The sequence below is a fragment of the Rhizobium sp. S163 genome (assembly GCF_030380805.1).
In the GTDB taxonomy this organism is placed as follows: Bacteria; Pseudomonadota; Alphaproteobacteria; order Rhizobiales; family Rhizobiaceae; genus Rhizobium.
The window spans coordinates 35,551-62,116 of record NZ_JAUDSA010000005.1 but is presented as its reverse complement, the minus strand read 5'-3'; the positions used below and the strand labels follow the sequence as shown (position 1 = coordinate 62,116).

24 protein-coding genes, 3 tRNA genes and 1 riboswitch are annotated in these 26,566 nt (G+C 60.6%); of the genes, 9 read left to right on the top strand and 18 right to left on the bottom strand.

Going from position 1 to position 26,566, the window contains the following annotated elements; genetic code table 11:
* Position 1: 1 nt before the first annotated feature.
* From QTL96_RS07160 to QTL96_RS07125, 8 genes are all read right to left on the bottom strand, one after another.
* Entirely contained in the window at positions 2 to 1,129 is a 1,128-nt protein-coding gene (locus QTL96_RS07160) for an NADH-quinone oxidoreductase subunit E (RefSeq protein ID WP_289727225.1), read from the bottom strand.
* Between the two features lie 16 nt (positions 1,130 to 1,145).
* On the bottom strand, positions 1,146 to 1,421 hold the full coding sequence (locus tag QTL96_RS07155) for a hypothetical protein (protein ID WP_112941547.1): 276 nt from the start codon (positions 1,419 to 1,421) through the stop codon (positions 1,146 to 1,148).
* On the bottom strand, positions 1,421 to 2,611 hold the full coding sequence (locus QTL96_RS07150; protein WP_018900211.1) for an NADH-quinone oxidoreductase subunit D: 1,191 nt from the start codon (positions 2,609 to 2,611) through the stop codon (positions 1,421 to 1,423). The genes QTL96_RS07155 and QTL96_RS07150 overlap by 1 nt, the downstream gene beginning before the upstream one ends.
* 71 nt (positions 2,612 to 2,682) lie before the next feature.
* Entirely contained in the window at positions 2,683 to 3,285 is a 603-nt protein-coding gene (locus tag QTL96_RS07145; protein WP_018900212.1) for an NADH-quinone oxidoreductase subunit C, read from the bottom strand.
* A gap of 15 nt (positions 3,286 to 3,300) precedes the next feature.
* On the bottom strand, positions 3,301 to 3,885 hold the full coding sequence (locus QTL96_RS07140) for an NADH-quinone oxidoreductase subunit B (protein ID WP_047509985.1): 585 nt from the start codon (positions 3,883 to 3,885) through the stop codon (positions 3,301 to 3,303).
* A complete protein-coding gene (locus tag QTL96_RS07135) occupies positions 3,876 to 4,241 on the bottom strand; it encodes an NADH-quinone oxidoreductase subunit A (RefSeq protein ID WP_026283310.1) in 366 nt (121 codons plus the stop codon). The genes QTL96_RS07140 and QTL96_RS07135 overlap by 10 nt, the downstream gene beginning before the upstream one ends.
* Before the next feature lie 1,083 nt (positions 4,242 to 5,324).
* Positions 5,325 to 5,401 (bottom strand) — tRNA-Asp (locus tag QTL96_RS07130).
* Between the two features lie 52 nt (positions 5,402 to 5,453).
* A tRNA-Asp gene (locus QTL96_RS07125) sits at positions 5,454 to 5,530 on the bottom strand.
* A 413-nt stretch (positions 5,531 to 5,943) separates the two neighbouring features.
* Here QTL96_RS07125 and QTL96_RS07120 point away from each other — a divergent pair.
* The 4 genes from QTL96_RS07120 to QTL96_RS07105 all read left to right on the top strand — a co-directional run bounded on the left by QTL96_RS07120 (position 5,944) and on the right by QTL96_RS07105 (position 8,440).
* Positions 5,944 to 6,019 (top strand) — tRNA-Val (locus tag QTL96_RS07120).
* Positions 6,020 to 6,149: 130 nt separating this feature from the next.
* The gene (locus QTL96_RS07115) at positions 6,150 to 6,755 is read left to right on the top strand and encodes a class I SAM-dependent methyltransferase (RefSeq protein ID WP_018900215.1); all 606 of its coding nucleotides are present in this window, start codon (positions 6,150 to 6,152) and stop codon (positions 6,753 to 6,755) included.
* Between the two features lie 89 nt (positions 6,756 to 6,844).
* A complete protein-coding gene (locus QTL96_RS07110) occupies positions 6,845 to 7,351 on the top strand; it encodes a DUF3833 family protein (RefSeq protein ID WP_289727224.1) in 507 nt (168 codons plus the stop codon).
* A 102-nt stretch (positions 7,352 to 7,453) separates the two neighbouring features.
* Positions 7,454 to 8,440 (top strand): aldo/keto reductase, encoded by a 987-nt coding sequence (locus QTL96_RS07105; RefSeq protein ID WP_289727223.1) that lies wholly within the window; start codon positions 7,454 to 7,456, stop codon positions 8,438 to 8,440.
* A gap of 75 nt (positions 8,441 to 8,515) precedes the next feature.
* Here QTL96_RS07105 and QTL96_RS07100 read toward each other — a convergent pair whose 3' ends face one another.
* The 6 genes from QTL96_RS07100 to clpP form a co-directional block, all read right to left on the bottom strand.
* The gene (locus QTL96_RS07100) at positions 8,516 to 9,118 is read right to left on the bottom strand and encodes an inorganic diphosphatase (RefSeq protein ID WP_113238558.1); all 603 of its coding nucleotides are present in this window, start codon (positions 9,116 to 9,118) and stop codon (positions 8,516 to 8,518) included.
* Positions 9,119 to 9,247: 129 nt separating this feature from the next.
* On the bottom strand, positions 9,248 to 10,150 hold the full coding sequence (locus QTL96_RS07095; protein ID WP_289727222.1) for a DMT family transporter: 903 nt from the start codon (positions 10,148 to 10,150) through the stop codon (positions 9,248 to 9,250).
* 88 nt (positions 10,151 to 10,238) lie between these two features.
* Positions 10,239 to 10,388, bottom strand: a riboswitch (FMN riboswitch).
* Between the two features lie 122 nt (positions 10,389 to 10,510).
* Positions 10,511 to 10,786 carry a DNA-binding protein HupB gene (gene hupB, locus QTL96_RS07090; protein ID WP_018900220.1) on the bottom strand — a complete coding sequence of 92 codons (276 nt, stop codon included), beginning with the start codon at positions 10,784 to 10,786 and terminating at the stop codon, positions 10,511 to 10,513.
* A 205-nt stretch (positions 10,787 to 10,991) separates the two neighbouring features.
* Complete coding sequence (gene lon, locus QTL96_RS07085; RefSeq protein ID WP_018900221.1) at positions 10,992 to 13,406, bottom strand: endopeptidase La; 2,415 nt, start codon at positions 13,404 to 13,406, stop codon at positions 10,992 to 10,994.
* Between the two features lie 415 nt (positions 13,407 to 13,821).
* Positions 13,822 to 15,099 carry an ATP-dependent Clp protease ATP-binding subunit ClpX gene (gene clpX / locus QTL96_RS07080; RefSeq protein ID WP_018900222.1) on the bottom strand — a complete coding sequence of 426 codons (1,278 nt, stop codon included), beginning with the start codon at positions 15,097 to 15,099 and terminating at the stop codon, positions 13,822 to 13,824.
* A gap of 282 nt (positions 15,100 to 15,381) precedes the next feature.
* Entirely contained in the window at positions 15,382 to 16,020 is a 639-nt protein-coding gene (gene clpP / locus QTL96_RS07075; protein ID WP_026283311.1) for an ATP-dependent Clp endopeptidase proteolytic subunit ClpP, read from the bottom strand.
* Positions 16,021 to 16,405: 385 nt separating this feature from the next.
* On the opposite strand from clpP, the gene QTL96_RS07070 reads away from it, so the two are divergent.
* Together QTL96_RS07070 and QTL96_RS07065 are read left to right on the top strand one after the other, a co-directional pair.
* A complete protein-coding gene (locus tag QTL96_RS07070; protein WP_289727221.1) occupies positions 16,406 to 17,659 on the top strand; it encodes a GGDEF domain-containing protein in 1,254 nt (417 codons plus the stop codon).
* Between the two features lie 52 nt (positions 17,660 to 17,711).
* Positions 17,712 to 18,965, top strand: coding sequence for a cytochrome P450 (locus QTL96_RS07065; protein WP_289727220.1), 1,254 nt, complete (start codon positions 17,712 to 17,714; stop codon positions 18,963 to 18,965).
* Between the two features lie 104 nt (positions 18,966 to 19,069).
* Here the strand turns inward: QTL96_RS07065 and QTL96_RS07060 are convergent, their stop codons facing one another.
* A complete protein-coding gene (locus QTL96_RS07060) occupies positions 19,070 to 20,404 on the bottom strand; it encodes a dicarboxylate/amino acid:cation symporter (RefSeq protein WP_280638450.1) in 1,335 nt (444 codons plus the stop codon).
* A gap of 237 nt (positions 20,405 to 20,641) precedes the next feature.
* Here QTL96_RS07060 and QTL96_RS07055 point away from each other — a divergent pair, with 237 nt between their 5' ends.
* Both QTL96_RS07055 and QTL96_RS07050 read left to right on the top strand, forming a co-directional pair.
* The gene (locus QTL96_RS07055) at positions 20,642 to 22,504 is read left to right on the top strand and encodes a sensor histidine kinase (RefSeq protein ID WP_289727219.1); all 1,863 of its coding nucleotides are present in this window, start codon (positions 20,642 to 20,644) and stop codon (positions 22,502 to 22,504) included.
* Complete coding sequence (locus tag QTL96_RS07050; protein ID WP_289727218.1) at positions 22,501 to 23,868, top strand: sigma-54 dependent transcriptional regulator; 1,368 nt, start codon at positions 22,501 to 22,503, stop codon at positions 23,866 to 23,868. The genes QTL96_RS07055 and QTL96_RS07050 overlap by 4 nt, the downstream gene beginning before the upstream one ends.
* Here QTL96_RS07050 and QTL96_RS07045 read toward each other — a convergent pair.
* Positions 23,865 to 24,671 carry an SDR family oxidoreductase gene (locus tag QTL96_RS07045; RefSeq protein ID WP_289727217.1) on the bottom strand — a complete coding sequence of 269 codons (807 nt, stop codon included), beginning with the start codon at positions 24,669 to 24,671 and terminating at the stop codon, positions 23,865 to 23,867. The two genes, QTL96_RS07050 and QTL96_RS07045, sit on opposite strands and share 4 nt — an antisense overlap.
* A 184-nt stretch (positions 24,672 to 24,855) precedes the next feature.
* Between QTL96_RS07045 and QTL96_RS07040 the strand changes: the two genes are divergently transcribed.
* On the top strand, positions 24,856 to 25,335 hold the full coding sequence (locus tag QTL96_RS07040; RefSeq protein WP_289727216.1) for a MarR family winged helix-turn-helix transcriptional regulator: 480 nt from the start codon (positions 24,856 to 24,858) through the stop codon (positions 25,333 to 25,335).
* A gap of 39 nt (positions 25,336 to 25,374) precedes the next feature.
* Here QTL96_RS07040 and QTL96_RS07035 read toward each other — a convergent pair whose 3' ends face one another.
* The gene (locus QTL96_RS07035) at positions 25,375 to 25,719 is read right to left on the bottom strand and encodes a cupin domain-containing protein (protein WP_289727215.1); all 345 of its coding nucleotides are present in this window, start codon (positions 25,717 to 25,719) and stop codon (positions 25,375 to 25,377) included.
* A 53-nt stretch (positions 25,720 to 25,772) separates the two neighbouring features.
* Positions 25,773 to 26,519 (bottom strand): NYN domain-containing protein, encoded by a 747-nt coding sequence (locus QTL96_RS07030; protein ID WP_289727214.1) that lies wholly within the window; start codon positions 26,517 to 26,519, stop codon positions 25,773 to 25,775.
* Positions 26,520 to 26,566: the final 47 nt, after the last annotated feature.

Here is a 26,566-nt window from a genome sequence, read left to right as displayed (position 1 = left end):
CTTACCGCGGCTTCTTGCCGAAGACTTTAATGTATTCGGCTTCGCCGCCCTTGGCGAGCGCCTTGGCCTGCTTGACCCAATCGTCGCGATCGATGCGGCCCTTGAAATTCAGGTAGCCATCGACCCACTCGCGCTCAGCCTTCTTCCAGCCCGCGACCTGCGCGAAGGTGAAGATGCCGAGTTCGTGCAGCGTGCCTTCGATCTTCGGACCAACGCCCGAGATCAGCTTCAGATCGTCAGGGGTCGCAGGCTTTTCGATGCCGGCAGGACGGTTCTTGTCTGTCAGCGACGGCTTGGCCGTTGCCGGAACCGGTGCTGCGACGCCCGGCTGTTCTTCAACGGCCTTGGCGTTTGTTGCAGCAGCCTTTGGCGCGGTGACAGGCGTCTTCAGTGCGGCGTTGGTCTCGGCGTCCGTGCTCTTGGGACGAGCGGCTTCGGATGGAGGGACAGGCGCGGCATCAACCTTGGCCGTTGAGGCATCGGTTGCAACCTTCTTGGCCGGAGCCTTCTTCTTCGGCTCCTCGTCGGTCAGCGACGTCGGGCCGCCTTCCGGAGAGGAGAAGTGACGGTCGATCTGCGGGCCGGGTGTTACGCTTGCGCCATTGCCGGCATCGAAGGTGTCGATGATCTCGGCCAGGCGTTCCGGCGTCAGGTCTTCGTAGGTATCCTTGCCGATCATGACCATGGGCGCGTTGACGCAAGCCCCGAGACATTCGACTTCTTCCCAGGACAGCGTGCCTTCGGCGTTACGCTCGAACGGATGGTGATGGATCTTGCTCTTGCAGACCGACATCAGGCCTTCCGAACCACGCAGCATGCAAGGCGTCGTGCCGCACACCTGGATATGGGCGCGCGTGCCGACTGGGCCGAGCTGGAACTGCGTGTAGAAGGTCGCGACCTCGAGAACGCGGATGTAGGCCATGTCGAGCATGTTGGCGACCTTTTCGATCGCCGCGCGCGTGACCCAGCCGTCCTGTTCCTGCGCTCGCATCAACAGCGGAATGACCGCGGATTGCTGACGGCCCGCAGGGTATTTCTGGATCGTCTTATCCGCCCAGGCCGCGTTCTCGTCATTGAAGGCGAACGCGGCAGGCTGGAATTGATCTTCGGCTAATCGACGAACGGACATTCTTCCTCACGCCTTGTCAGTTTAGGGCGCCACACTGCGACGAGGTCAGAGACTTCATCTCGCAAGCGTAGGCCGACTGGTCTTTCTGCAGGAACACAACGAAGAACTTTCCACCGTTGGGGACTGCAGCCTTGATTTGATAGCCCTTGGACAAAAGTTCGCCCATGGACGCCTTGTTTGCCGGCGGCGCCACGTCGTCCTGTCCCAGCTTGGGGCCAAGTCCACCGGCTTCCTGCGCGTATGCGCCAGAAGCCAGGAGGAGAACGACGGTAACGAGCGACGGCAGCTTCATTAGCGGTCGACCTCGCCGAAGACGATGTCGAGCGAACCGAGAACGGCGGTCACGTCGGCAAGCATGTGGCCCTTGCAGAGGAAGTCCATCGCCTGCAGGTGGGCATAGCCCGGGGCGCGGATCTTGCAACGGTAGGGCTTGTTGCTGCCGTCGGCGACGACGTAGACGCCGAACTCGCCCTTCGGCGCTTCGACGGCTGCGTACACTTCGCCGGCCGGAACGTGGTAGCCTTCGGTGTAGAGTTTGAAGTGGTGGATCAGCGCTTCCATCGAACGCTTCATCTCGCCACGCTTCGGCGGAACGACCTTGCCGTCGATCGAAGAGACCGGGCCGACCTTGGCATCGCCGAGCAGGCGGTTGACGCACTGCTTCATGATACGGACGGACTGGCGCATTTCGATCATGCGGATCAGATAGCGATCGTAGCAGTCGCCGTTCTTGCCGATGGCGATGTCGAATTCGAGATCGTTGTAGCACTCGTAGGGCTGCGAGCGGCGCAGGTCCCAGGCAGCGCCGGAACCGCGAACCATGACGCCCGAGAAGCCCCAGGACCATGCGTCTTCCAGCGAGACGACGCCGATATCGACGTTACGCTGCTTGAAGATGCGGTTGTCGGTCAGAAGGCCTTCGATATCGTCGAGAACCTTGAGGAAGGGATCGCACCACTTGCCGATATCCTCGACCAGTTCCTGCGGGATATCCTGGTGGACGCCGCCCGGACGGAAATAGGCCGAGTGCATACGGGCGCCACAGGCGCGCTCGTAAAACACCATCAGCTTTTCGCGCTCTTCGAAGCCCCAGACCGGCGGCGTCATCGCGCCGACGTCCATGGCCTGCGTCGTCACGTTCATGATGTGCGACAAGATTCGGCCAATTTCGGAGTAGAGAACACGAATGAGCTGACCGCGAATCGGAATTTCCAGCTTCAGCATCTTTTCGACGGCGAGCGCGAAAGCATGCTCCTGGTTCATCGGCGCGACGTAGTCGAGGCGATCGAAATAGGGAACGGCCTGAAGATAGGTCTTCGATTCGATCAGCTTTTCGGTGCCGCGGTGCAGGAGGCCGATATGCGGATCGACGCGCTCGATGATTTCGCCATCAAGCTCAAGCACCAGACGCAGAACGCCGTGCGCGGACGGGTGCTCCGGTCCGAAGTTGATCGTAAAGTTGCGAACGTTATGTTCAGTCATAGCGACGCGCTCCGCGCTGGCAATTGGCATGAGACGACGAACGGGAGGCTTCAAGACAGTAGAGCCTCATCTCAATTCGCAGCCTTCTCGTCTCCCGGAAGTACGTAATCGGTGCCTTCCCACGGGGACGTGAAATCGAAATTGCGGAATTCCTGCTTCAGTTCGACGGGTTCGTATACAACGCGCTTGGCGGCATCGTCATAGCGTACCTCGACGTAACCGGTCGTCGGGAAGTCCTTGCGCAGCGGATGGCCTTCGAATCCATAGTCCGTCAGCAGACGGCGCAGGTCGGCATGACCGGAGAACGGAATACCGTACATGTCCCAGGCTTCGCGCTCGAACCACTCGGCGCCCATGTAGACAGACGTCGCCGACGGAACCGATACGCCATCGGCAACAGCGAGCTTGACGCGGATGCGCAGGTTCTGCTTCGGCGACAGGAGATGGTAGACGACATCGAAGCGCTTTTCGCGCTGCGGCCAGTCGACGCCGCAAATGTCGATCATGCTGACGAAGCCGCAACGCGGATCGTCGCGCAGGAACGTCAGCAGCGCGACAATCGTTTCCGGCGTCGTGGTTACGTTCAATTCGCCATAGCTGATCGATGCATCGACAATCAGATCACCGCGCATCTCGCGGAGATACGACGACAGTTCGCTCAAGGCTTCACTCATGACAGTCCTCCGCCCTTAGCGCTCAATCGTTCCGGTGCGCCGTATCTTCTTCTGCAGAAGCAAGACCCCGTAGAGCAGCGCTTCTGCCGTGGGGGGACAGCCCGGCACGTAGATATCGACAGGAACGACACGATCGCAGCCACGCACGACCGAGTAGGAATAGTGATAGTAGCCACCGCCGTTTGCGCAGGAGCCCATCGAGATGACGTAACGCGGCTCCGGCATCTGGTCATAGACCTTGCGGAGCGCCGGCGCCATCTTGTTGGTCAGCGTGCCGGCAACGATCATCACGTCAGACTGGCGCGGCGAAGCGCGCGGAGCGACACCGAAGCGCTCCATGTCGTAACGCGGACCGGAAACCTGCATCAGGCCTTCGACGGCGCAGCAGGCAAGACCGAACTGCATCCACATCAGCGAGCCGGTGCGGGCCCAGGTGATCAGATCGCGAGTGGAAGTGACCAGGAAGCCCTTGTCGGCCAACTCGTCATTGATCTCGCCGAAGAACGCACTGTCGCTGCCAACAGGCTTGCCCGTTGCAGGGTCAATGATGCCTTTCGGATGCGGCGCGACGAGCGCCTTGTCGCTTGGGGCTACTCCCATTCCAGGGCTCCCTTTTTCCACTCATAAATAAAGCCGATGGTCAGCACGAGAAGGAAGACCATCATGGACCAGAAGCCGAACCAGCCGATCGCGCCGAAAGAAACGGCCCACGGGAACAGAAAGGCGACTTCGAGGTCGAAGATGATGAAGAGAATCGACACCAGATAGAAGCGGATATCGAATTTCATGCGGGCGTCGTCGAACGCGTTGAAGCCGCATTCGAAAGCCGAAAGCTTTTCAGCATCAGGCGCCTTGTAGGCAACGGCGAACGGCGCAATGAGCAGCGACAAGCCGATTACAAGGGCGATGGCAATGAAAATGGCGATCGGAATATAAGAACTGAGAAGTCCAGTCATCAGGTTCATCCCTGCTTGCCGCCTGCGCCGGGAGGCGCGGCCTGAGCATTTGCCCGGCAAGCGAACGTGCGTTGCAACAAGCCGTGGTTAGCGCAGCCACAGCCAATGCGCAAGAGTTTTAGCGTGTCAATTCCAATTGCACACGTGCGACATTATTAGCCACGCACATTGTTTTTGCGACAAATCAACGCACGGCGCGCGATCTTGCATGCCAGCCCAGCATTTATTGCATGACTGAGGGGCTTTCATGAGTAAAAAACGAAGGATTTTGAGAGGCCCGGCCGCGAGCTTACGCCGCCGAACCGCCTGAAAACTAAGGCATATCCACGGAGCGCCCTCAATCGGCGCGCGGAAGGAAGCCAGGATCGTCCCATCCCTATCTATCTGATATACAATCATCATTTCCGTTCAAAAGCCGCGCGGAACGCGTGAAGCACTCCTATTCAGCGCAGGGCGGCGGGGCAAAATCGGTGATTTTGCGGCAGCTAGGCACGCGTTTTCGCATCGTGAGGCAGTGAAATGCGGATGAGCCGGAGGATCGGCTGCGATTCGATAGCAAAGCTGCGCCAATCGGGTCGCTATGTCGCAGGCCCTACGGCTAAATAAAGGGCATTTCGACCAGTGGATATCGCCTGCCTCCGCGTCGTTGAGCAGGCCGCGCAGGGGGATAAAGCGGGTGCGCGACGGGCGCTTCAGACACACTCCCGAGACCCGCGATTCCGGACATGCGCAAACGCTACTTAAAGCCAGGAGTTGAGCGGTAGCGCCTCACCGATCAAGACCATTCCGACATCTATTTATCGGCAAGCAGCGGATTGAGTGCGACAGGGATAAACCGCTTTATCCGGATCCGAAGACGCATCAGGTCGAGCCGGACATCGGGAGACATTGGAAGGGCATCTGAGGCGGCTATTGGCGGGCCACGCAGCGCCGCCTACCCTCTTGGCAGCGATAGCGCCACTCAAAGGCATGGAGATGCGCACCAGACTAAAAGAGTGAAAGGCGCGGCACGCAGCCAATGCGCCGAAAGGCGCAAGCGCACCTTCTAGGTGATCTATATTCTGGAGACATTCTGGAAGAGAATGGCGCGAGTGACGGGGCTCGAACCCGCGACCTCCGGCGTGACAGGCCGGCACTCTAACCGACTGAGCTACACCCGCGCATTTTCAGACTGCGTCGTTCCGGACCGTGCTTTTCAGCACTTACATGAAATGGCGCGAGTGACGGGGCTCGAACCCGCGACCTCCGGCGTGACAGGCCGGCACTCTAACCGACTGAGCTACACCCGCATTCATTTCAAGCAATCCGGATGCTTTCGCGTCCGTGTCAAAGCAGCTTGCCGCTTCGATGAGCGGCTAACTACGGGGTTCGCATTTGAGTGTCAAGCAGGTTTGGAGACAAAACGATGACAGCCTGCGATTTGTTTGTGGGTGAATGAAATGAGATCGAAAATCGCCCCTATAGAAGGACCTTCCGGCGCTGCCGCTCCAGATATCCGCCAGCGAACGATCCTATCACAGCCCTCCCCTTGACCCTCCCCTCGTCGATTTTTCTTTTCCACAGACGGAATTACCGGCAAACCGGGGCATTGGCGGATGCCGATCGAAAAAAATCAAAAAATCTTCACAAACGCTCTTGCGGTTTGTCCGCGATCCGCATAGATCACGGCCATCGACGCGGCGGACATGATCCGCACCGCGGAGGGCGATTAGCTCAGTTGGTAGAGCGCCTCGTTTACACCGAGGATGTCGGGAGTTCGAGTCTCTCATCGCCCACCATTTTCTCTCCCCTTTATGTGATTGATCAGCTCGCAGCTTTGATTTTGCTGCGGTTGCTAATCCCGTTTCCGGCGATTAGGTTCCGGCCAAATCGAACGGCACCTCATGTGCTTCAGGCGGAGATAGAATCATGAAAACACGCGAAGATCGCCAGGCACAGCGGGCAGCCATGCCGCGCACGCAGCTCAGCGCCCACCACATGGAAAACGCGCGCCTGCTGCCCGATCGCGGCGAATTGCTCTATCGTATTCCCAATGGCGGCGTGGGCGTTGAGATCGGCGCGGCGTTCGGGGAATACACGGCGGAGATTCTCGAAAAGAATCGCCCGGCTCAGCTTTATCTCATCGATCCCTGGAGCATGGACCGCTACAGCTCCGGCCTCGACCAGATCCATACGCAGTTCGGCAAGCAGATCGAAAGCGGGCAACTGCACCTGATGCAGGGCACCTCGCTGGAGAAGCTCGCCGAGTTCGAGGACGATTTTCTCGACTGGGCCTATATCGACACCGATCACTCGTTCGAACTGACCTGGCAGGAACTGCTGCTCTGCGACCGCAAGGTCAAGCGGACCGGCCGCATCGCCGGCCACGACTTCTGCACCGGCAATACGGTGAAGCCGATCGTCTACGGTGTCGTCGAGGCCGTCACCAAGTTCTGCAAGGATTACGGCTGGCAGTTCGAATTCCTGACCGTCGAATCACATGCGCACTTCTCCTTCTGCCTGAAGCGGCTCTGAGTCGCCCGGCGATCGTCGGCATTGATCCGTTCCCCTCGCGCAGGCGTAAGCGCTGACAAGCCGATTTGTGGCCAGCGAAGGGATCGATCATGCGCAACGCCCCTCTTCTTGCCGTCCTCCTCACTCTGGCGAGCCTGTCCGCAACCGGCGCCGCGGCCCGCGACTTTCGGCTGGAGGATTTCTTTGCCGGCAAGAGCGTTGCCGTTGGTCGATTCCAGGCGATCAACGGTGTCGATCGCAGCTTCAAGGTCAGGCTGACCGGCCGCTGGAACGGCAAAATCCTGACCCTTAGGGAAGATTTCGCCTATGCCGATGGTGAGCGCGAGCGGAAGACCTGGCGCTTCACCAAGACGGCGCCGAGCGCCTATACGGGAACCCGGGAGGACGTCGTCGAAAAGGCGATGGTCAAGATCGACGGCAATGTGGCGCGCTACAGCTATCTGGTCGATATCGATCCAAGCGCCAAAGAGAATATCGTGAGGTTCCACGACACTTTGCGGCTGATGCCTGATGGAACATTGCTCAACACGGCGTGGGTGAGCAAGTTCGGATTTCCGGTGGCCAAGGTGCGGGTCGACTTTACCCGGCAGCGGTAGCGACAGGCGCCGCACGCTGCCCTATCTGTTCCTCTGGGCGCTTGTCGCCGCTTTTGTCCCCTGCTAGTGCCGTGGTCGACAATCACGAGGAGGATCATTCCAATGAAGCAGCATTCTTTCGGCCACCTACCCCATACGGTGAGCAATATCGGTTTTGGCGCATGGCAGATCGGCGGCGCCTGGGGCGACGTCAGCGAAGCTGATGGACGCGCAGCGCTCAATGCGGCGCTCGATGCCGGCATCACCTTCATCGACACCGCCGACGTCTATGGCGACGGCCGTTCGGAAAAAATCATTGCCGATGTGCTCGAGAGCCGTGGCGGCGAGCGCCCGATGGTCGCCACCAAGGCAGGTCGGCGGTTGAATCCGCATGTGGCCGATGGTTACACCAAGGCCAATCTCGAGGGCTTTATCGACCGCAGCCTGAAGAACCTCAAGGTCGACAGCCTCGACCTCGTGCAGCTGCACTGCCCGCCGACGGAGGTGCTTTATCGCCCTGAGGTGTTCGAAGGCCTGAACGAGCTGCAGAAGGCCGGCAAGATTCGCGGCTATGGCGTAAGCGTCGAGAAGGTCGAGGAAGCGCTGAAGGCGATCGAGTTCCCCGGCGTGGTCAGCATCCAGATCATTTACAATCTCTTCCGCCAGCGCCCGAGTCATCTGTTCTTCCAGGAAGCGCGGCAGAAGAACATCGCTGTTATCGCTCGCGTGCCGCTGGCAAGCGGCCTGCTCTCCGGCAAGATCAGCCGTGAGACGACGTTCGCGAGCGACGACCATCGCAACTTTAACCGCCATGGCGAAGCGTTCGATGTTGGCGAGACATTCGCGGGCGTTCCGTTCGAAGTCGGCCTGCAGGCGGTCGAAGAGGTCCGCAAGCTGGTTCCCGAGGGCGCCACGATGGCGGCGTTTGCGCTGCGCTGGATTCTGATGAGCGACGCCGTCACGGTGGTCATTCCCGGCGCGCGCAACGCCGAGCAGGCGAAAGCCAATGCGGCGGCCGCCAGCCTGGCGCCGCTGACGCATGAGGTGATGACAGCGAGCCACGAGATCTACGACCGGCTGATCGCGCCGCATGTGCACCAGCGCTGGTAGCTGCTGTAACTATTTCACCAAACAGAAATGGCCGGGCATAGACCCGGCCATTTCCTTATCTGGGCTTTGCCCGGATTACTTCTTTTCAGCGTAAGCCTTGATGGCGGCGGCGACTTCGCCCTGCGCCTTCTCGGCGTTTTCAAAGCCGTTCAGCTCGACAACCTTGCGCTTGGCCGGCAGCTGCTTGTAGACGCGGAAGAAGGCCTGCAGGCGCTCCTGCTCGATCTCTGGAAGATCAGAGATTTCCTTGATCTTGTCGTAGCTCGGATCGATGTCGCTGGCCGGAACGGCAACGACCTTGTCGTCCTGCTCACCGCCGTCGATCATCTTCAGGAGGCCGATGGCGCGAACCTTGATGATGGCGCCCGGAACGACCGGCTCGCGGGTGTAGACCAGCGCGTCGAGCGGATCGCCGTCACCACCGAGCGAGCTGGTGATCGAGCCGTAGTTGGCCGGGTAGATGACCGGCATCGACTGGAAGCGGTCCACGACGATGTGGCCGGTCTTGGCGTCGATTTCGTACTTGGTGAAGCTTCCCTGCGGAATTTCGATCGCGGTGAAGAACTCCTTGCTGTCATCCTTCGGCTGCGGATAGTCGAGATAGGAAACATAGTCGGAAGCGGCGGCGACGCCGGCCGTGAAGAGAACGGCAGCGGCCGCGGAAATAATGGTCTTCATAAGAGATACCCCCAATTGGCATTGCGAAGAAACGCCCTCCGCCTATGGGGTTTGCATTACAGCGATGTGACATATGCCGGGCGCTCGGGATCATCCACATGACAATCGCGTGAGCGCCCGGAGCAGCGCTTATGCGGTTCCGCGCTCGCGCTTCATCTCGTGGCGCATGAGGAACAGCGAGGCGCAGAGGATCAGGGCGGCGCCGAGCCACAAATAGCCCGCCGGCGCATAACCGAAGACCAACCAGCCGGCGAGAACGTTGAGCGGCAGCTTCAGATCGTCGAAGGGCTGGACATAGGCGGCATCGGCGGCGCTGTAGGCGAGCGTCAGAAGATACTGGGCGATCGCCGTCAACAGGCCGGCGGCGACGAGCAGCACCAATACGGTACCTGTTGGCATCGCGAAGCCGGCCGCAAAGGCGAGACCGCCGTTGACGGGCGTGAGGAGCACGAGCAGCCACACGGTGATCGTCTCCGGCTTCTCGATCCCCGTCAGGCTCTTGGTGATCAGAGACGAGGCGCCCCAGAGCAGCGCCGACAGGATCGGCAACAGTGCCGCCCAGCTGAAACTGTCCGACCAGGGCTGCAGGATGATCATTGCTCCGGCGAAGCCACAGGCCGTGGCGCCCCAGCGCACTGCCCCTACCCGCTCGCCGAGGAACAGGCGGGCGCCGAGGATGATGAAGAAGGGCGAGGTCATGACCAGCGCGATCGCCTGCCAGATCGGCACGCTCGCAAGACCAGCGACCCAGGTCTGGACACCGAGGGCGGCCAGCACGACGCGGATGACGTGGCGCCAGGGGTATTGGGTGCGCATCGCGCCAAGGCCGGTCTTCCACAGGAAGGGTAGCGAGAAGACGAGCGCGAAGGCATATTGCCAGAAGGCGACCGAGGCCGACGGAAAGGCCAATGTCATCGTCAGCCATTGCGTGACGACGTTCAAAACGGCAAAGGCGATGCCGGCAAGCACCATCCAGCTTGCGCCGACGAGTGCACGCGATGCGGATATGGAAATCGGGGTAGTCTGATTCATGTCATTCATCCGAACAAAAGGACCAACATAAATCAGGACGCATGAACGCGGGTGCCGACGCGGCGGACGACCCGCCCCGCGATACCCTGCTCATTCTCTTTCATCCGGACTATGACCGTCGGCTCCGGAATTCAACCGGATCTGCTGACCCTTCCCACCTGAGGTGAAAAGGCGCTCGCGGGCTCAAGCTTGCGCTCTTACCGCCGGTGGGGAATTGCACCCCGCCCTGAGAATGATCCATGCGTAGTTGAAAGCCGCGATCACGGCAAGGCTCGCAAATGCGAAAAGGGTCCGGCTTTCGCCGAACCCTTCGAATACTTGTGCTGCCGGTCTCGTTGTCCGGCTGCCAAGCAAATCCAATCAGCCGTTGACGGCTTCCTTCAGGCCCTTGCCGGGCGTGAACTTCGGCACGTTACGTGCCGGAATGTCGACTTCAGCGCCGGTCGACGGATTGCGGCCCTTGGTGGCAGCGCGATGGGAAACGGTGAAGCTACCGAAACCAGCGAGGCGAACGTCGCCCTTGCCCTTGAGCTCAGCCTGGACAACTTCGAAAACAGCGTCGACGGCCGAAGCGGCATCGGTCTTCGAGAGTCCTGCCTTTTCGGCAACTGCGGACACGAGTTCATTCTTGTTCATGTTTCCACCCCTTTCAAATGGTTCGAAACGACTCAAATCTATAGCCGGGCACGGAATATGGTGCATCAGGCCCGCCGCACCCCAAAGAGCCTGCAAATAAAGGAAAAGCAAGCGTCTCCGTACGGTTTTCACAAAAAAAGGCTGGCAAAAATGCCAGCCTTTTCAGGGTTTTTAAGCAATAGGGCACGAATGTGGCAAACAAGGCTCAATGAGCGATGGAAGTGCCGCTTTCGTCGTGCCCTTCGACCGTTGCGATAACAGGCGTTTCCACCGTGCCATCCCACTCGATCGCCTCCGGTCTGCGGACCAGAGCGTGCTTGATCACCTCGCCCATGCGGGACACAGGGATGATCTCCATGTTGTTCTTCACGTTATCCGGGATCTCCGCCAAGTCCTTGGCGTTTTCTTCCGGGATCAGAACAGTCTTGATGCCGCCGCGCAGTGCGGCGAGCAGCTTTTCCTTCAATCCGCCGATCGGCAGGACGCGACCACGAAGCGTGATTTCGCCCGTCATCGCCACGTCCTTGCGAACAGGGATGCCGGTCATGATCGAGACGATCGCGGTTGCCATGCCGACGCCGGCCGATGGGCCGTCCTTCGGCGTCGCACCTTCCGGCACGTGGACGTGGATGTCCGACTTGTCGAAGCGCGGCGGCTCGATGCCGAAATCGACAGCACGCGAACGGACGTAGGACGCCGCCGCAGAAATCGATTCCTTCATGACGTCCTTCAGGTTGCCGGTGACGGTCATGCGACCCTTGCCCGGCATCATGACGCCTTCGATCGTGAGCAATTCACCACCAACCTCGGTCCAGGCCAGACCGGTGACGACACCGACCTGATCCTCGCCCTCGGCTTCGCCGTGGCGGAAGCGCGGAACGCCCAGATAGTCCGAAATGTTCTCGGCGGTAACCGCGACAGATTTCGTCTTACCTTTGATGATCTCGGTGACCGCCTTGCGGGCGAGCTTCATCAGTTCGCGCTCGAACGAACGGACACCGGCTTCGCGTGTGTACTGCTGGCTGATCGCCATCAGGGCATCATCCGAAACCGAGAATTCGTTCGGCTGCAGGGCGTGTTCCTTGATGGCCTTCGGCAGCAGGTGCCGCTTGGCGATCTCGCGCTTTTCGTCTTCGGTGTAGCCGGCGATACGGATGACTTCCATACGGTCCATCAAGGGCGCAGGAATGTTCAGCGTGTTCGCCGTCGTGATGAACATCACGTCCGACAGATCGTATTCGACCTCAAGGTAGTGGTCCATGAAGGTCGAGTTCTGGGCCGGATCGAGCACTTCGAGCAGAGCCGACGACGGATCGCCGCGGAAGTCCTGGCCCATCTTGTCGATTTCATCGAGCAGGAAGAGCGGGTTGGACTTCTTCGCCTTCTTCATCGACTGGATGACCTTGCCGGGCATCGAACCGATGTAGGTGCGGCGGTGACCGCGGATTTCAGCTTCGTCACGAACGCCACCGAGCGCCATGCGGACATACTCACGGCCGGTCGCCTTGGCGATCGACTGAGCGAGCGAGGTCTTGCCGACACCCGGAGGGCCGACGAGGCACAGGATCGGACCCTTGATCTTGGTCGCACGAGCCTGGACAGCCAGATACTCGACGATGCGCTCCTTGACCTTGTCGAGACCGAAGTGATCGGCTTCGAGGATCTTTTCGGCGTTGTTGAGATCCGTCTTGATCTTCGACTTCTTCGACCACGGAATACCGAGCAGCCAATCGAGATAGTTGCGCACGACGGTTGCTTCCGCCGACATCGGGCTCATCTGACGCAGCTTCTTCAGCTCGGCATCGGCCTTCTCGCGACCTTCCTTGGAGAGCTTGGTCTTTGAGATGCGCTCTTCCAGTTCGGCCATCTCGTCGCGGCCTTCCTCGCCGTCGCCGAGCTCCTTCTGGATCGCCTTCATCTGCTCATTCAGGTAGTATTCGCGCTGGGTCTTCTCCATCTGGCGCTTGACGCGCGAGCGGATGCGCTTCTCGACCTGAAGGACCGAGATCTCACCTTCCATGAAGCCGAGCGCCTTTTCGAGGCGTGCCTTGACGCTGGTGGTTTCCAGCATCTCCTGCTTCTCGGTGATCTTGATCGACAGGTGCGAGGCAACCGTATCGGCCAGCTTCGAGTAGTCGTCGATCTGGCTGGCGGCGCCAACGACCTCTGGCGAGATCTTCTTGTTGAGCTTCACGTAGCTCTCGAATTCGGACACGACCGAGCGGCTCAGCGCTTCCAGTTCGACCGGATCGTCATGCGGCTCTTCGAGCACGTGACCGAGCGCTTCGTAGAAATCCTCGCGGTCGGTGTAGGCGTCGATTTCAGCGCGCGCGCGGCCTTCGACGAGAACCTTGACGGTTCCGTCTGGAAGCTTCAGCAGCTGCAGAACATTGGCGACGGTGCCGACATTGTGGATGGCGGATGGTTCGGGATCATCGTCGCTGGCATTGATCTGCGTGACGAGCATGATCTGCTTGTCCGAGCCCATGACCTCTTCGAGCGCGCGGATCGATTTCTCGCGGCCTACGAAGAGAGGTACGATCATGTGCGGAAAGACCACGATGTCGCGCAGGGGCAATACTGGATAAGCGGTGCTCGCAACTGACGTTTTCTTCGTCATTTTATTTCCTTTCCATCGTCCCGTTGCCGGGCTCTTCTGGCGCGACCGTTTGGGACCGGCCGCACTCTCACTTGGATTAACAAGTGGAGGTTCTGACTATGCTTTTCAAGCTGCCACATGGCCCGTGTCCGCTTGGACATGACAGCTATGCTACAACGGAACACCTCACTATGTCGCGCCTAGCTGGACCGGCGCTGACCATTTCCGAACCGGCTAAAATACAACGCCGAAACACACCAACGGAATCATTGCATAATTGCCAAGGGCGGATGAATTCGCAACGGCAACGAACGTGGTTTCAGGCGTCATCAGCAAGTTTTATCGGCATTTGGAGGTGCCGCGAACGGTTTTTCAAATAGAAAGGGGCCTGCCAACGGCAAGCCCCTTAAATTCACGGTTCGTATCGCGCTGATACTTAGGCCGAGGCGTTGGCCTTTTCTTCCTGGCGATCCGCGTAGATGTAGAGCGGACGCGAGGAGCCGCGGACGACTTCGTCGGAGATGACGACTTCGCGCACGCCTTCGAGCGTCGGCAGTTCGAACATCGTGTCGAGCAGGATCTTTTCCATGATCGAACGAAGGCCGCGGGCGCCGGTCTTGCGGGTGATCGCCTTGCGGGCGATTTCGCGAAGGGCGTCCTCGTGGAAGGTCAGCTCGACGTCTTCCATCTCGAACAGGCGCTGGTACTGCTTGACGAGCGCGTTCTTCGGTTCCGACAGGATCTGGATCAGTGCGTCCTCATCCAGGTCCTCGAGCGTCGCCAGAACCGGCAGACGACCGATGAACTCGGGGATCAGGCCGAACTTGACGAGATCTTCCGGCTCCAGTTCGCGCAGCACTTCGCCGACGCGACGGTCATCCGGAGCGGCAACGCTTGCGCCGAAGCCGATCGAGGTCTTTTCGCCACGGGCCGAGATGATCTTGTCGAGACCGGCAAAGGCGCCACCGCAGATGAACAGGATGTTCGTGGTGTCGACCTGCAGGAATTCCTGCTGCGGATGCTTGCGGCCGCCCTGCGGCGGTACGGAAGCGACCGTGCCTTCCATGATCTTCAGAAGCGCCTGCTGCACGCCCTCGCCCGACACGTCGCGAGTAATCGACGGGTTGTCGGACTTGCGCGAGATCTTGTCGACTTCGTCGATGTAGACGATGCCGCGCTGCGCGCGCTCGACGTTGTAGTCGGCAGCCTGCAGAAGCTTCAGGATGATGTTTTCGACGTCTTCGCCGACATAGCCGGCTTCGGTCAGCGTCGTGGCATCGGCCATCGTGAAGGGAACGTCGATGATGCGGGCGAGCGTCTGGGCAAGATAGGTCTTGCCGCAACCGGTCGGGCCGACCAGCATGATGTTCGACTTCGCAAGCTCGATTTCGCCGTTCTTGGTGGCGTGCGCGAGACGCTTGTAATGGTTGTGAACGGCAACGGACAGGATCTTCTTCGCCTGACGCTGGCCGATGACGTATTCGTCGAGGACCTTGATGATGTCCTGGGGCGTGGGAACGCCATCACGGGACTTGACCATCGAGGACTTGTTTTCCTCGCGGATGATGTCCATGCACAATTCGACGCATTCATCGCAGATGAAAACTGTCGGTCCGGCAATCAACTTGCGGACTTCGTGCTGGCTCTTTCCGCAGAAGGAGCAGTACAGGGTGTTCTTAGAGTCGCCGCCGTTGCTGCCGCTGACTTTGCTCATATCACTTTCCTTCCAGCACGCCGCATTTCAAGGTGAAAGTGCGGTCAACTCATTGGCCTGCCCCACTTGGAGCTACAGCCGGCCAAGGCCGTCAAGGGGTACGAACCGGGTCCAGACTAGGCCGTCTTGGCCCCGGCGGCAACGAACTCCCCTTCGAAGCCAAATGCTATGTCATAAAAATTCAACATAGCATTAATACTTGAGAATGGTTCACCCGCCACTCGGTTTATTCCCTAGTTCGATCACAAATGAGATAGAACTGTGGCGGGGAAAACACCATCCCTAGTTCTGACTAGGCGCAGCGCCTTCGATCTCGACACGAGACGTCAGGACCTTGTCGATCACGCCCCAGTCCTTGGCTTCCGCCGCATCCATGAAATGGTCACGGTCGAGCGTCTTTTCAACTTCCTCGTAGGTCCGGCCCGTGTGCTTGACGTACACTTCGTTCAGGCGGCGCTTCATCTTGAGAATGTCGCGTGCGTGACGTTCGATGTCCGAAGCCTGGCCCGAGAAGCCGCCCGACGGCTGGTGAACCATGATCCGCGAGTTCGGCGTGGCGAAGCGCATGTCCTTGTCGCCGGCCGCGAGAAGCAGCGAGCCCATGGACGCGGCCTGACCGATGCACAGCGTCGACACGGCAGGCTTGATGAACTGCATCGTGTCGTAGATCGCCATGCCGGCGGTGACGACGCCACCCGGCGAATTGATGTAGAGCGCGATTTCCTTCTTGGGGTTCTCGGCCTCGAGGAAAAGCAGCTGGGCGCAGACGAGCGTCGCCATGTGATCCTCGACCGGACCCGTCAGGAAAATGATGCGTTCCTTGAGCAGGCGCGAATAAATGTCGTAGGAGCGTTCACCGCGATTGGTCTGTTCCACAACCATCGGCACGAGGGCCATAGCGGTATCGACTGGGTTTCTCATGTGCGTCCTTTGTCAACGTCTTTCCGGCCCGACGCCGGGAATCAAAGAAAATGCCTTATCCCTACATAGAACTTCCCTACCCTTCTCTTCAAGACGCGCCTTGGGATAACGTTAAGACGGTGGGAAACCATGCCTGTTTTCATGGGCCCTCTGTAGGGAGATTCTTCAAAACCGTCATTAACGGCGGAGGGCCATACTCCCGGCTCACAGCTTTTCTCTTCAGCAAGATGAAGAAATGCTGAATTCGCCCAGTATGGGACGCCGGTCATTTACCTCGTGGAAAGCCTATCGCCAGATAACGGACAAGGCCCGCGGGCTGCCGCTCCGCGATTAACAAAGTCGCCAGCTTATTTAGCGAGGATGCGGCCATACAAGGGGTATTGCCGTGTTCAACGTTACGACAGGACTGGCCATTTGGTGCTCCGAGGCTATGACGCTCGCGCTGGTCGCGTTCATTGCCTGGCGCCATAATGTCCGAGATAAAACTTATTTCTATTGGGGCTGGGGCTTTGCACTCAGCGGCATTGGATTCGCACTGGTCGCGTTGCGCGGCCACGTTCCAAGCTATCTGTCGATCGAGGTGGGCAATACCATCGCGCTTGTGGGCCAGAGCGCCTGGGTGGCGGGATATCTGGCGCTTGACCGGCGCAAGATCGAATGGTGGGTGCTTTTGCCGCCGGTCGTCTGGCTGGCCGGCGTGTTCCTGCCCTGGGTGCACGACGACTATCCGAACCGGGTCGCCCTCTACAACCTCGCCTCGGCAACGGGCGCGACGGCCCTGACCATGGCGGTCAGCTCGCCCGGCCTCAACCGGGAATCGGCACGCGCCAAGCTCGCGGTCATGTTCATTCTGCAGGCCTGCGTCTGTTTTATCGCCGCCGGCGCGATCGCCGTGCTGTCGCCGGGTGATATGGAAGCAGCCAACATCGCTGGGCTTGCGGCCATGGGTACGGCGCTGATGCTGACGCTCGCCTGCGCGCTGACGGTTCGTCTCATCATGGAGCGCTCGGAGCAGAAATTGCGTATTCTCAGCCTGACCGACACGCTGACGGGCGTTCTCAATCGCCGTGGCCTGTTTGCACAGTTCACGCGCATCCAGACGAAGGCATTCGACGAGAACCGCCAGGTCGCCGTTCTTCTGTTCGATCTCGACAATTTCAAGCGCATCAACGATCGCTTCGGCCATCAGGGCGGCGATGCTGTGCTGACGGTTTTTGCCCGCATGGCACAGCAGTTCACGCCTGCAGGCGTGTTCGGCCGCATGGGCGGCGAGGAGTTCGGAGCGTTCGCAAGCGTCGCGGACCAGACGGAGGCCGAGGCGCTGGCAGAGACGATCCGCACCGAGTTCTGCCGCGTTCCCGTCAGCACCGGCGACGCCATCATTCCGGCCACCGTCAGCATCGGCGTCGCCCTTGCTTCGCCCATCGAGGCCAATATGGATAAGCTGGTATCGGCAGCCGACCGCGCGCTCTATGCCGCCAAGGCCGCAGGCCGAAACTGCACCGTCACCTTCGGCGAGGCCGAGGCGGCAGCGCCGCCACCGCCGGAAGAAAAGCCGGATCACACGACGGGCGAACTCGTGCCGACGCTGGACGACCAGATCCATGCGCTGCGTCGTGTGGGATCACTTGGACGCTGACAATAGGTTGTGCTCTCTTTCCGAGGTTGAGCAAATCCGCTAAGCCTCGGGCATGATCACATTGCCTTACATGTCCATTGACCCCGCTACGCTCCGCGTCTCCATCGATGCGCGCAGCCCCTTGTTCTACAGTAATCCCAATGCCGCATACGCGGCATTGCATACCCACTGTCCCACATTTTACTGGGAAGAGCAGAAGCAGTGGTTTTTCACTTCATATGACCATGTGAACGCGCTGTTGCGCGACCGCCGCTTCGGCCGGCAGATCCTGCATATCGCCAGCCGCGAGGAGCTGGGACTTCCCGAGCCCGACCAGCACGTCGTCAATTTCGATCTCGCCGAACGCTATTCCCTGCTAGAGCTCGAGCCGCCGGAACACACGCGTTTGCGGACGCTCGTCAACCGCGCCTTCGTTTCGCGCCACGTCGAGAAGATGAAGCCAGAGCTTGAGGAACTTGCAAACCGGCTCATCGACCAGTTCCAGCACAAGGGCGAGGTTGAGCTGCTCTCGGCCTTCGCCGACATCATCCCGGTCACGATGATCGCGCGGATGATCGGCATCCCCGAGGAGATGGGGCCGCAGCTCCTCAAGTGGTCGCACGCCTATATCCGCATGTACCTTTTCGGCCGCACCCGCGCCGACGAGGATGGCGCTGAAAAGGCCGCGACGGAATTCGCCGACTACGTGAAGACCGTGATCGCAGAGCGCCGCGCGAATCCGCGCGACGATCTTTTGACGCACATGATCCACACCGAACACAAGGGCCAGTATTTGACCGAGGACGAACTCGTCTCGACGACGATCGTGCTTTTGAATGCCGGGCACGAGGCGACCGTGCATCAGATCGGCAACTCGGTGCGGATGATCCTCGACAGCGGCTTTGCGCCTTCAGAACTGTTCAAGGACGAGGAAACGACGGAGCGGACCGTCGAGGAATCGCTACGCATCTGCGCGCCGGTTCACATCTTCCAGCGCTGGGCGCTGGAGCCGGCCGAGATCGACGGCATATCGTTCAAGCGCGGCGACAAGGTGAGCCTGATCCTGGCTGCCGCCAATCTCGATCCGCTGAAGTTCACCGATCCGCTGACTTTCAAGCCGGATCGCCGCGAGGCGGCCAATCTCTCCTTCGGCGCCGGCATTCACTTCTGCATCGGCGCGCCGTTGGCGCGACTGGAGCTCAACGTGGTGCTGCCGATCCTGTTCGAGCGCCTGCCCGGCCTGAAGCTTGCCAAGACGCCTGAGGTGAAGGACGTCTACCATTTCCATGGTCTCGACCGGCTCGACCTCAGCTGGCCCTCTCGCTGAGAAACGGCCAAATAAAACGACCGCGCTCCCTTTCGGGAGCGCGGCCATCCGCCTTGGGAGGCACAGCTGCCGGTGACGGCAGGCTGTTCTTTGGTCTGCTTGCCTTACTCGGCTGCTTGCAGCGTCGGAACCGGCTGATCGAGCTCTTCCGGCAGCTGGCCGGCCATGGCGGCGGCGAACTTTTCCTGGTCGAGTTCATTTTCCCAGCGGGCGACCACGACGGTGGCGACAGCGTTGCCGACCAGGTTGGTCAGAGCGCGGCATTCCGACATGAAGCGGTCGATACCGAGGATCAGCGCCATGCCGGCGACCGGCACCGAAGGCACGACCGACAGGGTTGCCGCGAGCGTGATGAAGCCGGCGCCGGTGATGCCGGCGGCACCCTTGGACGACAGCATCGCGACGAGGAGCAGCAGGATCTGGTCGCCGAGCGACAGATCGATGCCGGTTGCCTGGGCGATGAAGAGTGCCGCCAACGTCATGTAGATGTTGGTGCCGTCGAGGTTGAACGAATAGCCGGTCGGGATGACTAGGCCGACGACCGAGCGCTTGCAGCCGGCACGTTCCATCTTCTGCATCAGACCCGGCAGGGCTGCTTCCGACGAGGACGTGCCGAGGACGAGCAGCAGCTCTTCCTTGATGTAGCGGATCAGCGACAGGATCGAGAAGCCGTTGTACTTCGCAACCGCACCCAGCACGACCAGAACGAAGAGAAGCGCCGTGATGTAGAAGGTGAGGATGAGGTAGGCGAGATTGGCGACCGAGCCGATACCGTACTTACCGATGGTGAACGCCATGGCGCCGAACGCTCCGATCGGAGCAGCCTTCATCAGGATGGCGACGAGGCGGAAGACCGGGGCGGTAAGCGCAGTCAGGAAATCCGTGACCGGCTTGCCCTTCTCGCCGACCATGCCGAGCGCGATGCCGAACAGGACCGAGAAGAACAGAACCTGCAGGATGTCGCCCTGGGCGAATGCGCCGACGATGGTTTCCGGTATGATGTTCATCAGGAAGCCGGTGATCGTGGTTTCATGCGCCTTGGTGGCGTAGGTCGAAACCGCCTTGCCATCGAGCGTGGCCGGATCGATGTTCATGCCGGAGCCCGGATGCAGCAGGTTGCCGACGATGAGGCCAACGATCAGCGCCAGCGTCGAGAAGACGATGAAATAGAGCATCGCCTTGCCGGCGACGCGGCCGACCTTTTTCAGGTCCGACATGCCGGCGATGCCGGTGGCGACCGTAAGGAAGATGACCGGCGCGATGATCATCTTGACGAGGCGGATAAAGGCATCGCCGAGCGGCTTCAGGCTGGCGCCGAAATCAGGCCAGAAATGGCCGATCAGCATGCCGGCGATGATGGCGACGACGACCTGGAAATAGAGATGCCGGTAGAACGGCATCTTGATCCGCGGCTCAGCGGCTGGAATTGCAACACCCATAGTGTCCTCCATAAAGCCCCCAAACCTGACCGGCCTCCCGGGGCAACTGCGTTTCAATCAACAGCCTTCCGGCTATTCGCAGCTACTTTGCAATGACCGTGCCAGTTTCCGCGCGCCGCAATATCGCCGTGATTCAAAACGGCTTTTTTCTGGACTGAAACGTCGCCGGAGCCCTATTGCGCGAATTACCGCACAATTTCATTTGACGAATGTGCGAAAATCCGCACATTAAATGCCATGCCAGATACGCCGAGCATTCCGGGTTTTGAGACCATCGACGACGTCGATCGCAGGACGCGACGCGGCTGGATCCTCTTCGTCGCCTTCTCCGCCGCCTTGCTTGTCGCCGCGCTGATCGGTGCGGCGCTCTACGGGCGCAGTTCGTCGATCAACGCGCTCGCGACCCAGAGCCAGACCGATGCCAGCCTGAAGGTGGCGCTGCTGACGGCTGTGCTCGAGCGTCCCCGCGCGCTGCCATTGTTGCTTGCCGAGGACCAGCAGGTCCTGAATGCACTTTCCTCCACCAGCGTCAACGATATCGACATATTGAACCGCAAGCTCGAGCGGCTGGTGACGGGCACGCAGGCCGCGGTCCTCTATGTCATCGGCACCGACGGTCTTGCCATCGCATCCAGCAACTGGCGCGAGCCGATCAGCTTCGTCGGCAACGACTATACGTTCCGCGACTATTTCAAGCGGGCAATGCAGCAGGGAACGGCAGAGCATTTCGCGCTCGGCAGCGTCAGCAAGCGCCCGGGGCTTTACATCTCGCGCAGGGTCGGCAGCGCCGATGCGCCGCTTGGCGTCGTAGTCGTGAAGCTGGAATTCGACCAGCTAGAGACCGACTGGCGCGACACGCGCCGGCCGGTCTACGTGACCGACGAGCACGGCGTCGTGCTGATCACCAGCATCCCCTCATGGCGTTTCATGACGGCGGTGCCGGTGCCGCAGCAGGAGCTCGCCACCATCCGCGAGAGCCTGCAATTCGGCGATGCGCCGCTGACGCCGCTGCCGGTCGTCAGGCCCGATATCATCGACCCCAGGACATCGCTTGTTTCCGCGATCCTTCCCGGCAGCAGTGCCGCGGAATATCTGCGCCTCTATGCCGCCGTGCCGACGACGCCCTGGCGGCTGGAGTATCTGGTGCCAACGGAAGCGGCCGTCGCCTCGTCCGTGCGGGAAATGCGGTTGCTGTCGCTCGCCGTGCTGGTGCCGATCCTCGCGGTCGCGGCGTTCTTGCTCCGGCGCAGGCAGAGTGCGGCGATGCGCATCGCGGTTGAATTGTCGATGCGCGAGGAGCTCGAGCGGCGGGTCGCCGCCCGCACCGAGGATCTCAGCCGCGCGCGCGACCTCCTGCAGGAAGAGATCGCCGATCACAGGAATACCGAATCCAGACTGCAGGTCGTGCAGCAAGAGCTTGTCCAGGCGAACCGGCTTGCCATTCTCGGCCAGGTGGCGGCCGGCGTCGCGCATGAGATCAACCAGCCGGTCGCGACCATCCGCGCCTATGCTGATAATGCGCGCGTCTTCCTCGACCGCGAACAGGCCGAGCCGGTGAAGGAGAACCTCGGCGCCATCGCTGCGCTGACCGAGCGGATCGGTTCGATCACCGAGGAGCTGAAGGCCTTCGCGCGCAAGGGACGGACGGCGCCGGAACCGGTGGAACTGCGCGATGTGATCGAGGGCGCCGTGGTGCTGCTCAAGAGCCGCTTTGCCGGACAGCTGCAGGCGCTCAGCATCAAGCTGCCGCCAGCAGGATTGCAGGTTCTCGGCAATCGCGTGCGGCTCGAGCAGATCCTGATCAACCTGTTTCAGAACGCGCTGGAAGCGCTGGAGGGCCGTAGCGATGCGCGGGTGGAAATCTCCGCCGTCGCGACGGATGAGGACGTCGAGGTGATCGTCGCCGACAACGGTCCTGGGATACCCGCTCCTATCCTCGCCTCGCTGTTTACGCCCTTCAACACCTCCAAGGAGAAGGGTCTCGGCCTTGGCCTTGTGATCTCGAAGGACATCGTCGCCGATTACGGCGGACGCATCGAGGTCTCCAGCAGCGACCAGGGAACAAGCTTCATCGTGCATCTCGTGAGAGCAAAGCCATGACAGACGCCGCATCCATCTTCCTCGTCGATGACGACAAGGACCTTCTGCGCGCCACCAAGCAGACGCTGGAACTGGCGGGCTTTTCCGTTTCCGCCTTCTCCTCGGCGGTCGATGCGCTGGCGGCGCTGACGCCGGATTTTCCTGGCATCATCGTCTCCGATATCCGTATGCCGCAGATGGACGGCCTGCAACTGTTCGACCGCGTGCAGCGGCAGGACCAAGATCTTCCCATGATCCTGGTGACCGGTCACGGCGATATTCCGATGGCGGTGAAGGCGATCCAGCAGGGCGTGTATGATTTCATCAGCAAGCCTTTCCCCGCCGACCGGCTGGTGCAGAGCGTGCGCCGTGCTGTGGAGAAGCGGCGTCTGGTGCTGGAGAACCGGACGTTGCGCAAGGCAAGCGAGCAGGTGCGCGACGACCTGCCGCTGATCGGCCAGACCCCTGCGATGGAGCGGCTGCGCCATACGCTGCGGCAGATCGCCGATACCGATGTCGACGTGCTGGTGACAGGGGAGACCGGCAGCGGCAAGGAAGTCGTGGCCAGCCTGTTGCACCAGTGGGGGCGGCGCAAGGCCGGGAACTTCGTGGCGCTCAATTGCGGCGCCCTGCCGGAGACCGTGATCGAGAGCGAGCTATTCGGCCACGAGCCCGGCGCCTTTACCGGCGCGCAGAAGAAGCGTGTCGGGCGTATCGAACATGCCAGCGGCGGTACGCTGTTTCTCGACGAAATCGAGAGCATGGCACCGTCGACACAGGTGCAGATGCTGCGCGTGCTTGAAATGCGCGAGGTGACGCCGCTCGGGACCAACGAGGTGCGGCCGGTCGACCTGCGCGTGGTCGCGGCCGCCAAGGTCGATCTCGGCGATCCCAGACAGCGCGGCGATTTTCGCGAGGATCTCTATTACCGGCTGAACGTGGTGACGATCTCGATCCCGCCGCTCAGGGAACGTCGCGACGACATTCCGCTGCTCTTCGGCTATTTTGCAGAACGGGCGGCGAAGCGCTTCAAGCGCGACATGCCGGTCGCGTCGTCCGCCGTGCACCGCCATCTGCAGGACCATGACTGGCCCGGCAACGTGCGTGAACTCTCGCATTTCGCCGAACGCTTCGTGCTTGGGGTCGAGCAGTTCGCCGGCAGCGTGTCAGAGCCGAAGCCCGCCGATCTCGGCGAGGGCCTGCCCCTGCCCGATCGGCTGGACCGCTACGAGGCCAGCATCATCCGAGATGTGCTCGACGCCAATGATGGCGATGTGCGCAGGACGATCGCAGAACTCGGCATTCCGCGAAAGACCTTCTACGACAAGCTGCAGCGCCACGGCATCGTGCGCGCTGACTTCGCGCCGAGCGATGAGCGGAACTAGCCCGCGTTTGCCACACCATAGCGGGCGGCGGGCTTGTTGTGCGAGAGGTTGGGGCCAAGCGCAAACCGTGCTGCCGTTGCGGCATCGAGATCGGCGCTATCAGGCAAGGACGGGATGGTGACCAGTTCGCCCTGATCGAAGCCAGCAAGGGCCGCGTCCACCATGTCGTTCACGTCCATGACCATCGAGGGCGGCATCTGGTCGAAGGAGCGGCCGACGCGCTCGAAGATTTCCGTGCGGGTCAGGCCGGGCATGACCGCCTGAACCTTGACGCCCTTTTCCGCGACTTCCGAATGTATGGCCTGGGTGAGGTTGAGAACGAAAGCCTTGGTGGCGCTGTAGGTGCCGTTGAAACGCTCCGGAATATAGGCGACCACCGACGCGATATTGACGATGGCGCCCCTGCCCCGCTCGGCGAAGGCCTGCGCGGCGGCAACGGCCAGCCGATTGGCGGCGACGACGTTCAGCTCGATCATCGTCTCGAGATAATCGATGTCATCCTCCACCAGAGTACCCTTGGGGCCGATGCCGGCATTGTTGACGAGCAGGCTGATATCCGCGTCCTCGCGCAGGCGCTTCTCGACAATCCTGACGTCGGCGCGATCAGTAAGGTCGGCCGGAAGGACGCTGACCTTCACGCCCGTCTCTTTGGCCAACCTGTCGGCCAGCGCTTGCAGACGCGCGGCATCGCGGGCGACGAGAACGAGATCATAGCCGCGCTTGGCGAGACGATCGGCATAGGTGGCGCCGATGCCGGACGAGGCGCCGGTGACGAGTGCGGTTCCGAGAGAAGCGTTGGACATTGCGGCATTCCTTCCTTGTTTGAACTCGCCCTGACTGATTTGGCGGGCGCGTTGAAATTTACTGGTATATGCCACTATATTTAGGCGACTGAACGGCGTGCGCAAGAGGCGCTGCAAAAGATGTGTCGTTTAGCGGTTGACGGATCGCCACCAATCGGAAGACATCACCGATGGAGAACATGCGATGGCAGAGAGCAACGCCCCTGACGGGGCATGGAATTATTGCAGCAACAGCGCGCTCAAGCGTGCCTCACGGCAATTGGGCCAGCTTTATGAAGACGTGTTGGCGCCGAGCGGCTTGAAGATCACGCAGTACACGCTGCTGACGCAGATCAAGCTTGGCCGCGAAACGCCGCTGAAGCTGCTTGCCGAGGCGATGGTGATGGATCTCTCGGCGCTCGGCCACACGCTGAAGCCGCTGCAGCGCGACGGTCTCGTCGAACTGGTTGCCGACGAGCATGACCGGCGCGTCAAGCGCGTGCGGCTGACCCAAAAGGGCGACCAGCTGTGGAATGAGACGAACGGCCTGTGGCGCGAGGCACAGGCGCGTTTCGATGCTGCCTTCGGAAAGGAAGCGTCGGAAAATCTGCGGCGGACCATGGATCTTATCGCATCACCCGGCTTTGCCGCGGCATTTTCCGGCGCCCGACAGGATCAGGATTGACGATCGCAGCAAGGATGTCCCTGCACGGGGACAGCGACATCAGAGCCTGATGACGTAGTCCTTGCGAGTCGTTTCAATGACTTCCCACGTTCCCTTGAAGCCGGGTCTCAGGATCATCCGGTCGCCGGCACGCAGGTGGACGGGCTCGCCATCGTCTTCGGTGACGACCGAATAGCCAGAGAGAACGTTGAAATACTCCCATTCGTCATAGACGATGCGCCACTTGCCCGGCGTCGCCTCCCAGATGCCCGCATAGAGACCGCTTTCGGCCTCCTCCAGGTTCCATGTCCGGAACTGCGGATCGCCCGCGATCAACCGATCCTCCGCCGGGGCGCCGACCTCGGGTTCGACGCCCGAGATATCGAGCTTGAGCTGCTTTGCCATAAGCCTTGTCACTTCCCTTTGGCCGCTGAGCACTCATTCGCCCATCAACAGCATCACTTCTTTTGCGCGTTAGCCGCCATCTGATTGGCGATCTTCCGCCGGATCCGCAGTACACCGCCTGCTGCTTCGACCTCGAACTGTCCGGTCTTTTTCACCAGATCACTCAGCTTTCGATATCCGTAAGTCCGAGGATCAAAATCCGATGAAAGGTTGGAGAGCTGCGTGCCCACCGCAGATAGTCCAACCCAACCATCTTCCCCGGCATTCTGCGACAGAACCTTTTTGATCAACGGTACGACGGCACTTGGCTGCCGGAGAGGCTTGGCAAGGTCTTTGCCCACCTCGCCCTTTGGCACAGAGATGAGATTTTCCGTGTAGATGAAGCGTCTGCAGGCCTGGCGAAAACTCTCATGTGTTTTCTCCTCGCCAAAGCCGTAGACGTCAGTGCCGTGCTCTCGAATTCGGGCAGCTAGCCTCGTGAAGTCACTGTCCGATGACACCAGGCAGAAGCCGTCAAATCGACCGTTGTGCAGGAGATCCATGGCGTCGATCACCAAGGCGATATCGGTGGAATTCTTGCCCACCGTATAGGCGAACTGCTGCTGCGGGATGATCGCATGTTTGGCGAGCACATCTGCCCACGGCTTCAGGTGCGATTTCGAAAAATCGCCGTAGATGCGCCTTGCGCTCGCCTCGCCAATCTTGGCGATTTCTTCAAACAAGCCGTCCGCGATCTTGGCGGACGTATTGTCCGCGTCGATCAGAACGGCGAGACGTGCCAGACGATTTTCTAGAGCCAATCCCCGATCATCCCTTCACAGCGGTACCATCGCAGCTGTGCACCATG

What these genes read in the sequence shown, in the direction of transcription:
- QTL96_RS07060 (WP_280638450.1), bottom strand. Translation starts at nt 20,404, where the DNA reads ATGGGTGTTGCAATTCCAGCCGCTGAGCCGCGGATCAAGATGCCGTTC.
- QTL96_RS07055 (WP_289727219.1), top strand. Translation starts at nt 20,642, where the DNA reads ATGCCAGATACGCCGAGCATTCCGGGTTTTGAGACCATCGACGACGTC.
- QTL96_RS07155 (WP_112941547.1), bottom strand. Translation starts at nt 1,421, where the DNA reads ATGAAGCTGCCGTCGCTCGTTACCGTCGTTCTCCTCCTGGCTTCTGGC.
- QTL96_RS07140 (WP_047509985.1), bottom strand. Translation starts at nt 3,885, where the DNA reads ATGGGAGTAGCCCCAAGCGACAAGGCGCTCGTCGCGCCGCATCCGAAA.
- clpP (WP_026283311.1), bottom strand. Translation starts at nt 16,020, where the DNA reads ATGAGAAACCCAGTCGATACCGCTATGGCCCTCGTGCCGATGGTTGTG.
- QTL96_RS07150 (WP_018900211.1), bottom strand. Translation starts at nt 2,611, where the DNA reads ATGACTGAACATAACGTTCGCAACTTTACGATCAACTTCGGACCGGAG.
- QTL96_RS07160 (WP_289727225.1), bottom strand. Translation starts at nt 1,129, where the DNA reads ATGTCCGTTCGTCGATTAGCCGAAGATCAATTCCAGCCTGCCGCGTTC.
- QTL96_RS07050 (WP_289727218.1), top strand. Translation starts at nt 22,501, where the DNA reads ATGACAGACGCCGCATCCATCTTCCTCGTCGATGACGACAAGGACCTT.
- lon (WP_018900221.1), bottom strand. Translation starts at nt 13,406, where the DNA reads ATGACGAAGAAAACGTCAGTTGCGAGCACCGCTTATCCAGTATTGCCC.
- QTL96_RS07035 (WP_289727215.1), bottom strand. Translation starts at nt 25,719, where the DNA reads ATGGCAAAGCAGCTCAAGCTCGATATCTCGGGCGTCGAACCCGAGGTC.
- QTL96_RS07045 (WP_289727217.1), bottom strand. Translation starts at nt 24,671, where the DNA reads ATGTCCAACGCTTCTCTCGGAACCGCACTCGTCACCGGCGCCTCGTCC.
- QTL96_RS07145 (WP_018900212.1), bottom strand. Translation starts at nt 3,285, where the DNA reads ATGAGTGAAGCCTTGAGCGAACTGTCGTCGTATCTCCGCGAGATGCGC.
- QTL96_RS07105 (WP_289727223.1), top strand. Translation starts at nt 7,454, where the DNA reads ATGAAGCAGCATTCTTTCGGCCACCTACCCCATACGGTGAGCAATATC.
- QTL96_RS07065 (WP_289727220.1), top strand. Translation starts at nt 17,712, where the DNA reads ATGATCACATTGCCTTACATGTCCATTGACCCCGCTACGCTCCGCGTC.
- hupB (WP_018900220.1), bottom strand. Translation starts at nt 10,786, where the DNA reads ATGAACAAGAATGAACTCGTGTCCGCAGTTGCCGAAAAGGCAGGACTC.
- QTL96_RS07110 (WP_289727224.1), top strand. Translation starts at nt 6,845, where the DNA reads ATGCGCAACGCCCCTCTTCTTGCCGTCCTCCTCACTCTGGCGAGCCTG.
- QTL96_RS07095 (WP_289727222.1), bottom strand. Translation starts at nt 10,150, where the DNA reads ATGAATCAGACTACCCCGATTTCCATATCCGCATCGCGTGCACTCGTC.
- QTL96_RS07100 (WP_113238558.1), bottom strand. Translation starts at nt 9,118, where the DNA reads ATGAAGACCATTATTTCCGCGGCCGCTGCCGTTCTCTTCACGGCCGGC.
- QTL96_RS07115 (WP_018900215.1), top strand. Translation starts at nt 6,150, where the DNA reads ATGAAAACACGCGAAGATCGCCAGGCACAGCGGGCAGCCATGCCGCGC.
- QTL96_RS07135 (WP_026283310.1), bottom strand. Translation starts at nt 4,241, where the DNA reads ATGACTGGACTTCTCAGTTCTTATATTCCGATCGCCATTTTCATTGCC.
- QTL96_RS07040 (WP_289727216.1), top strand. Translation starts at nt 24,856, where the DNA reads ATGGCAGAGAGCAACGCCCCTGACGGGGCATGGAATTATTGCAGCAAC.
- clpX (WP_018900222.1), bottom strand. Translation starts at nt 15,099, where the DNA reads ATGAGCAAAGTCAGCGGCAGCAACGGCGGCGACTCTAAGAACACCCTG.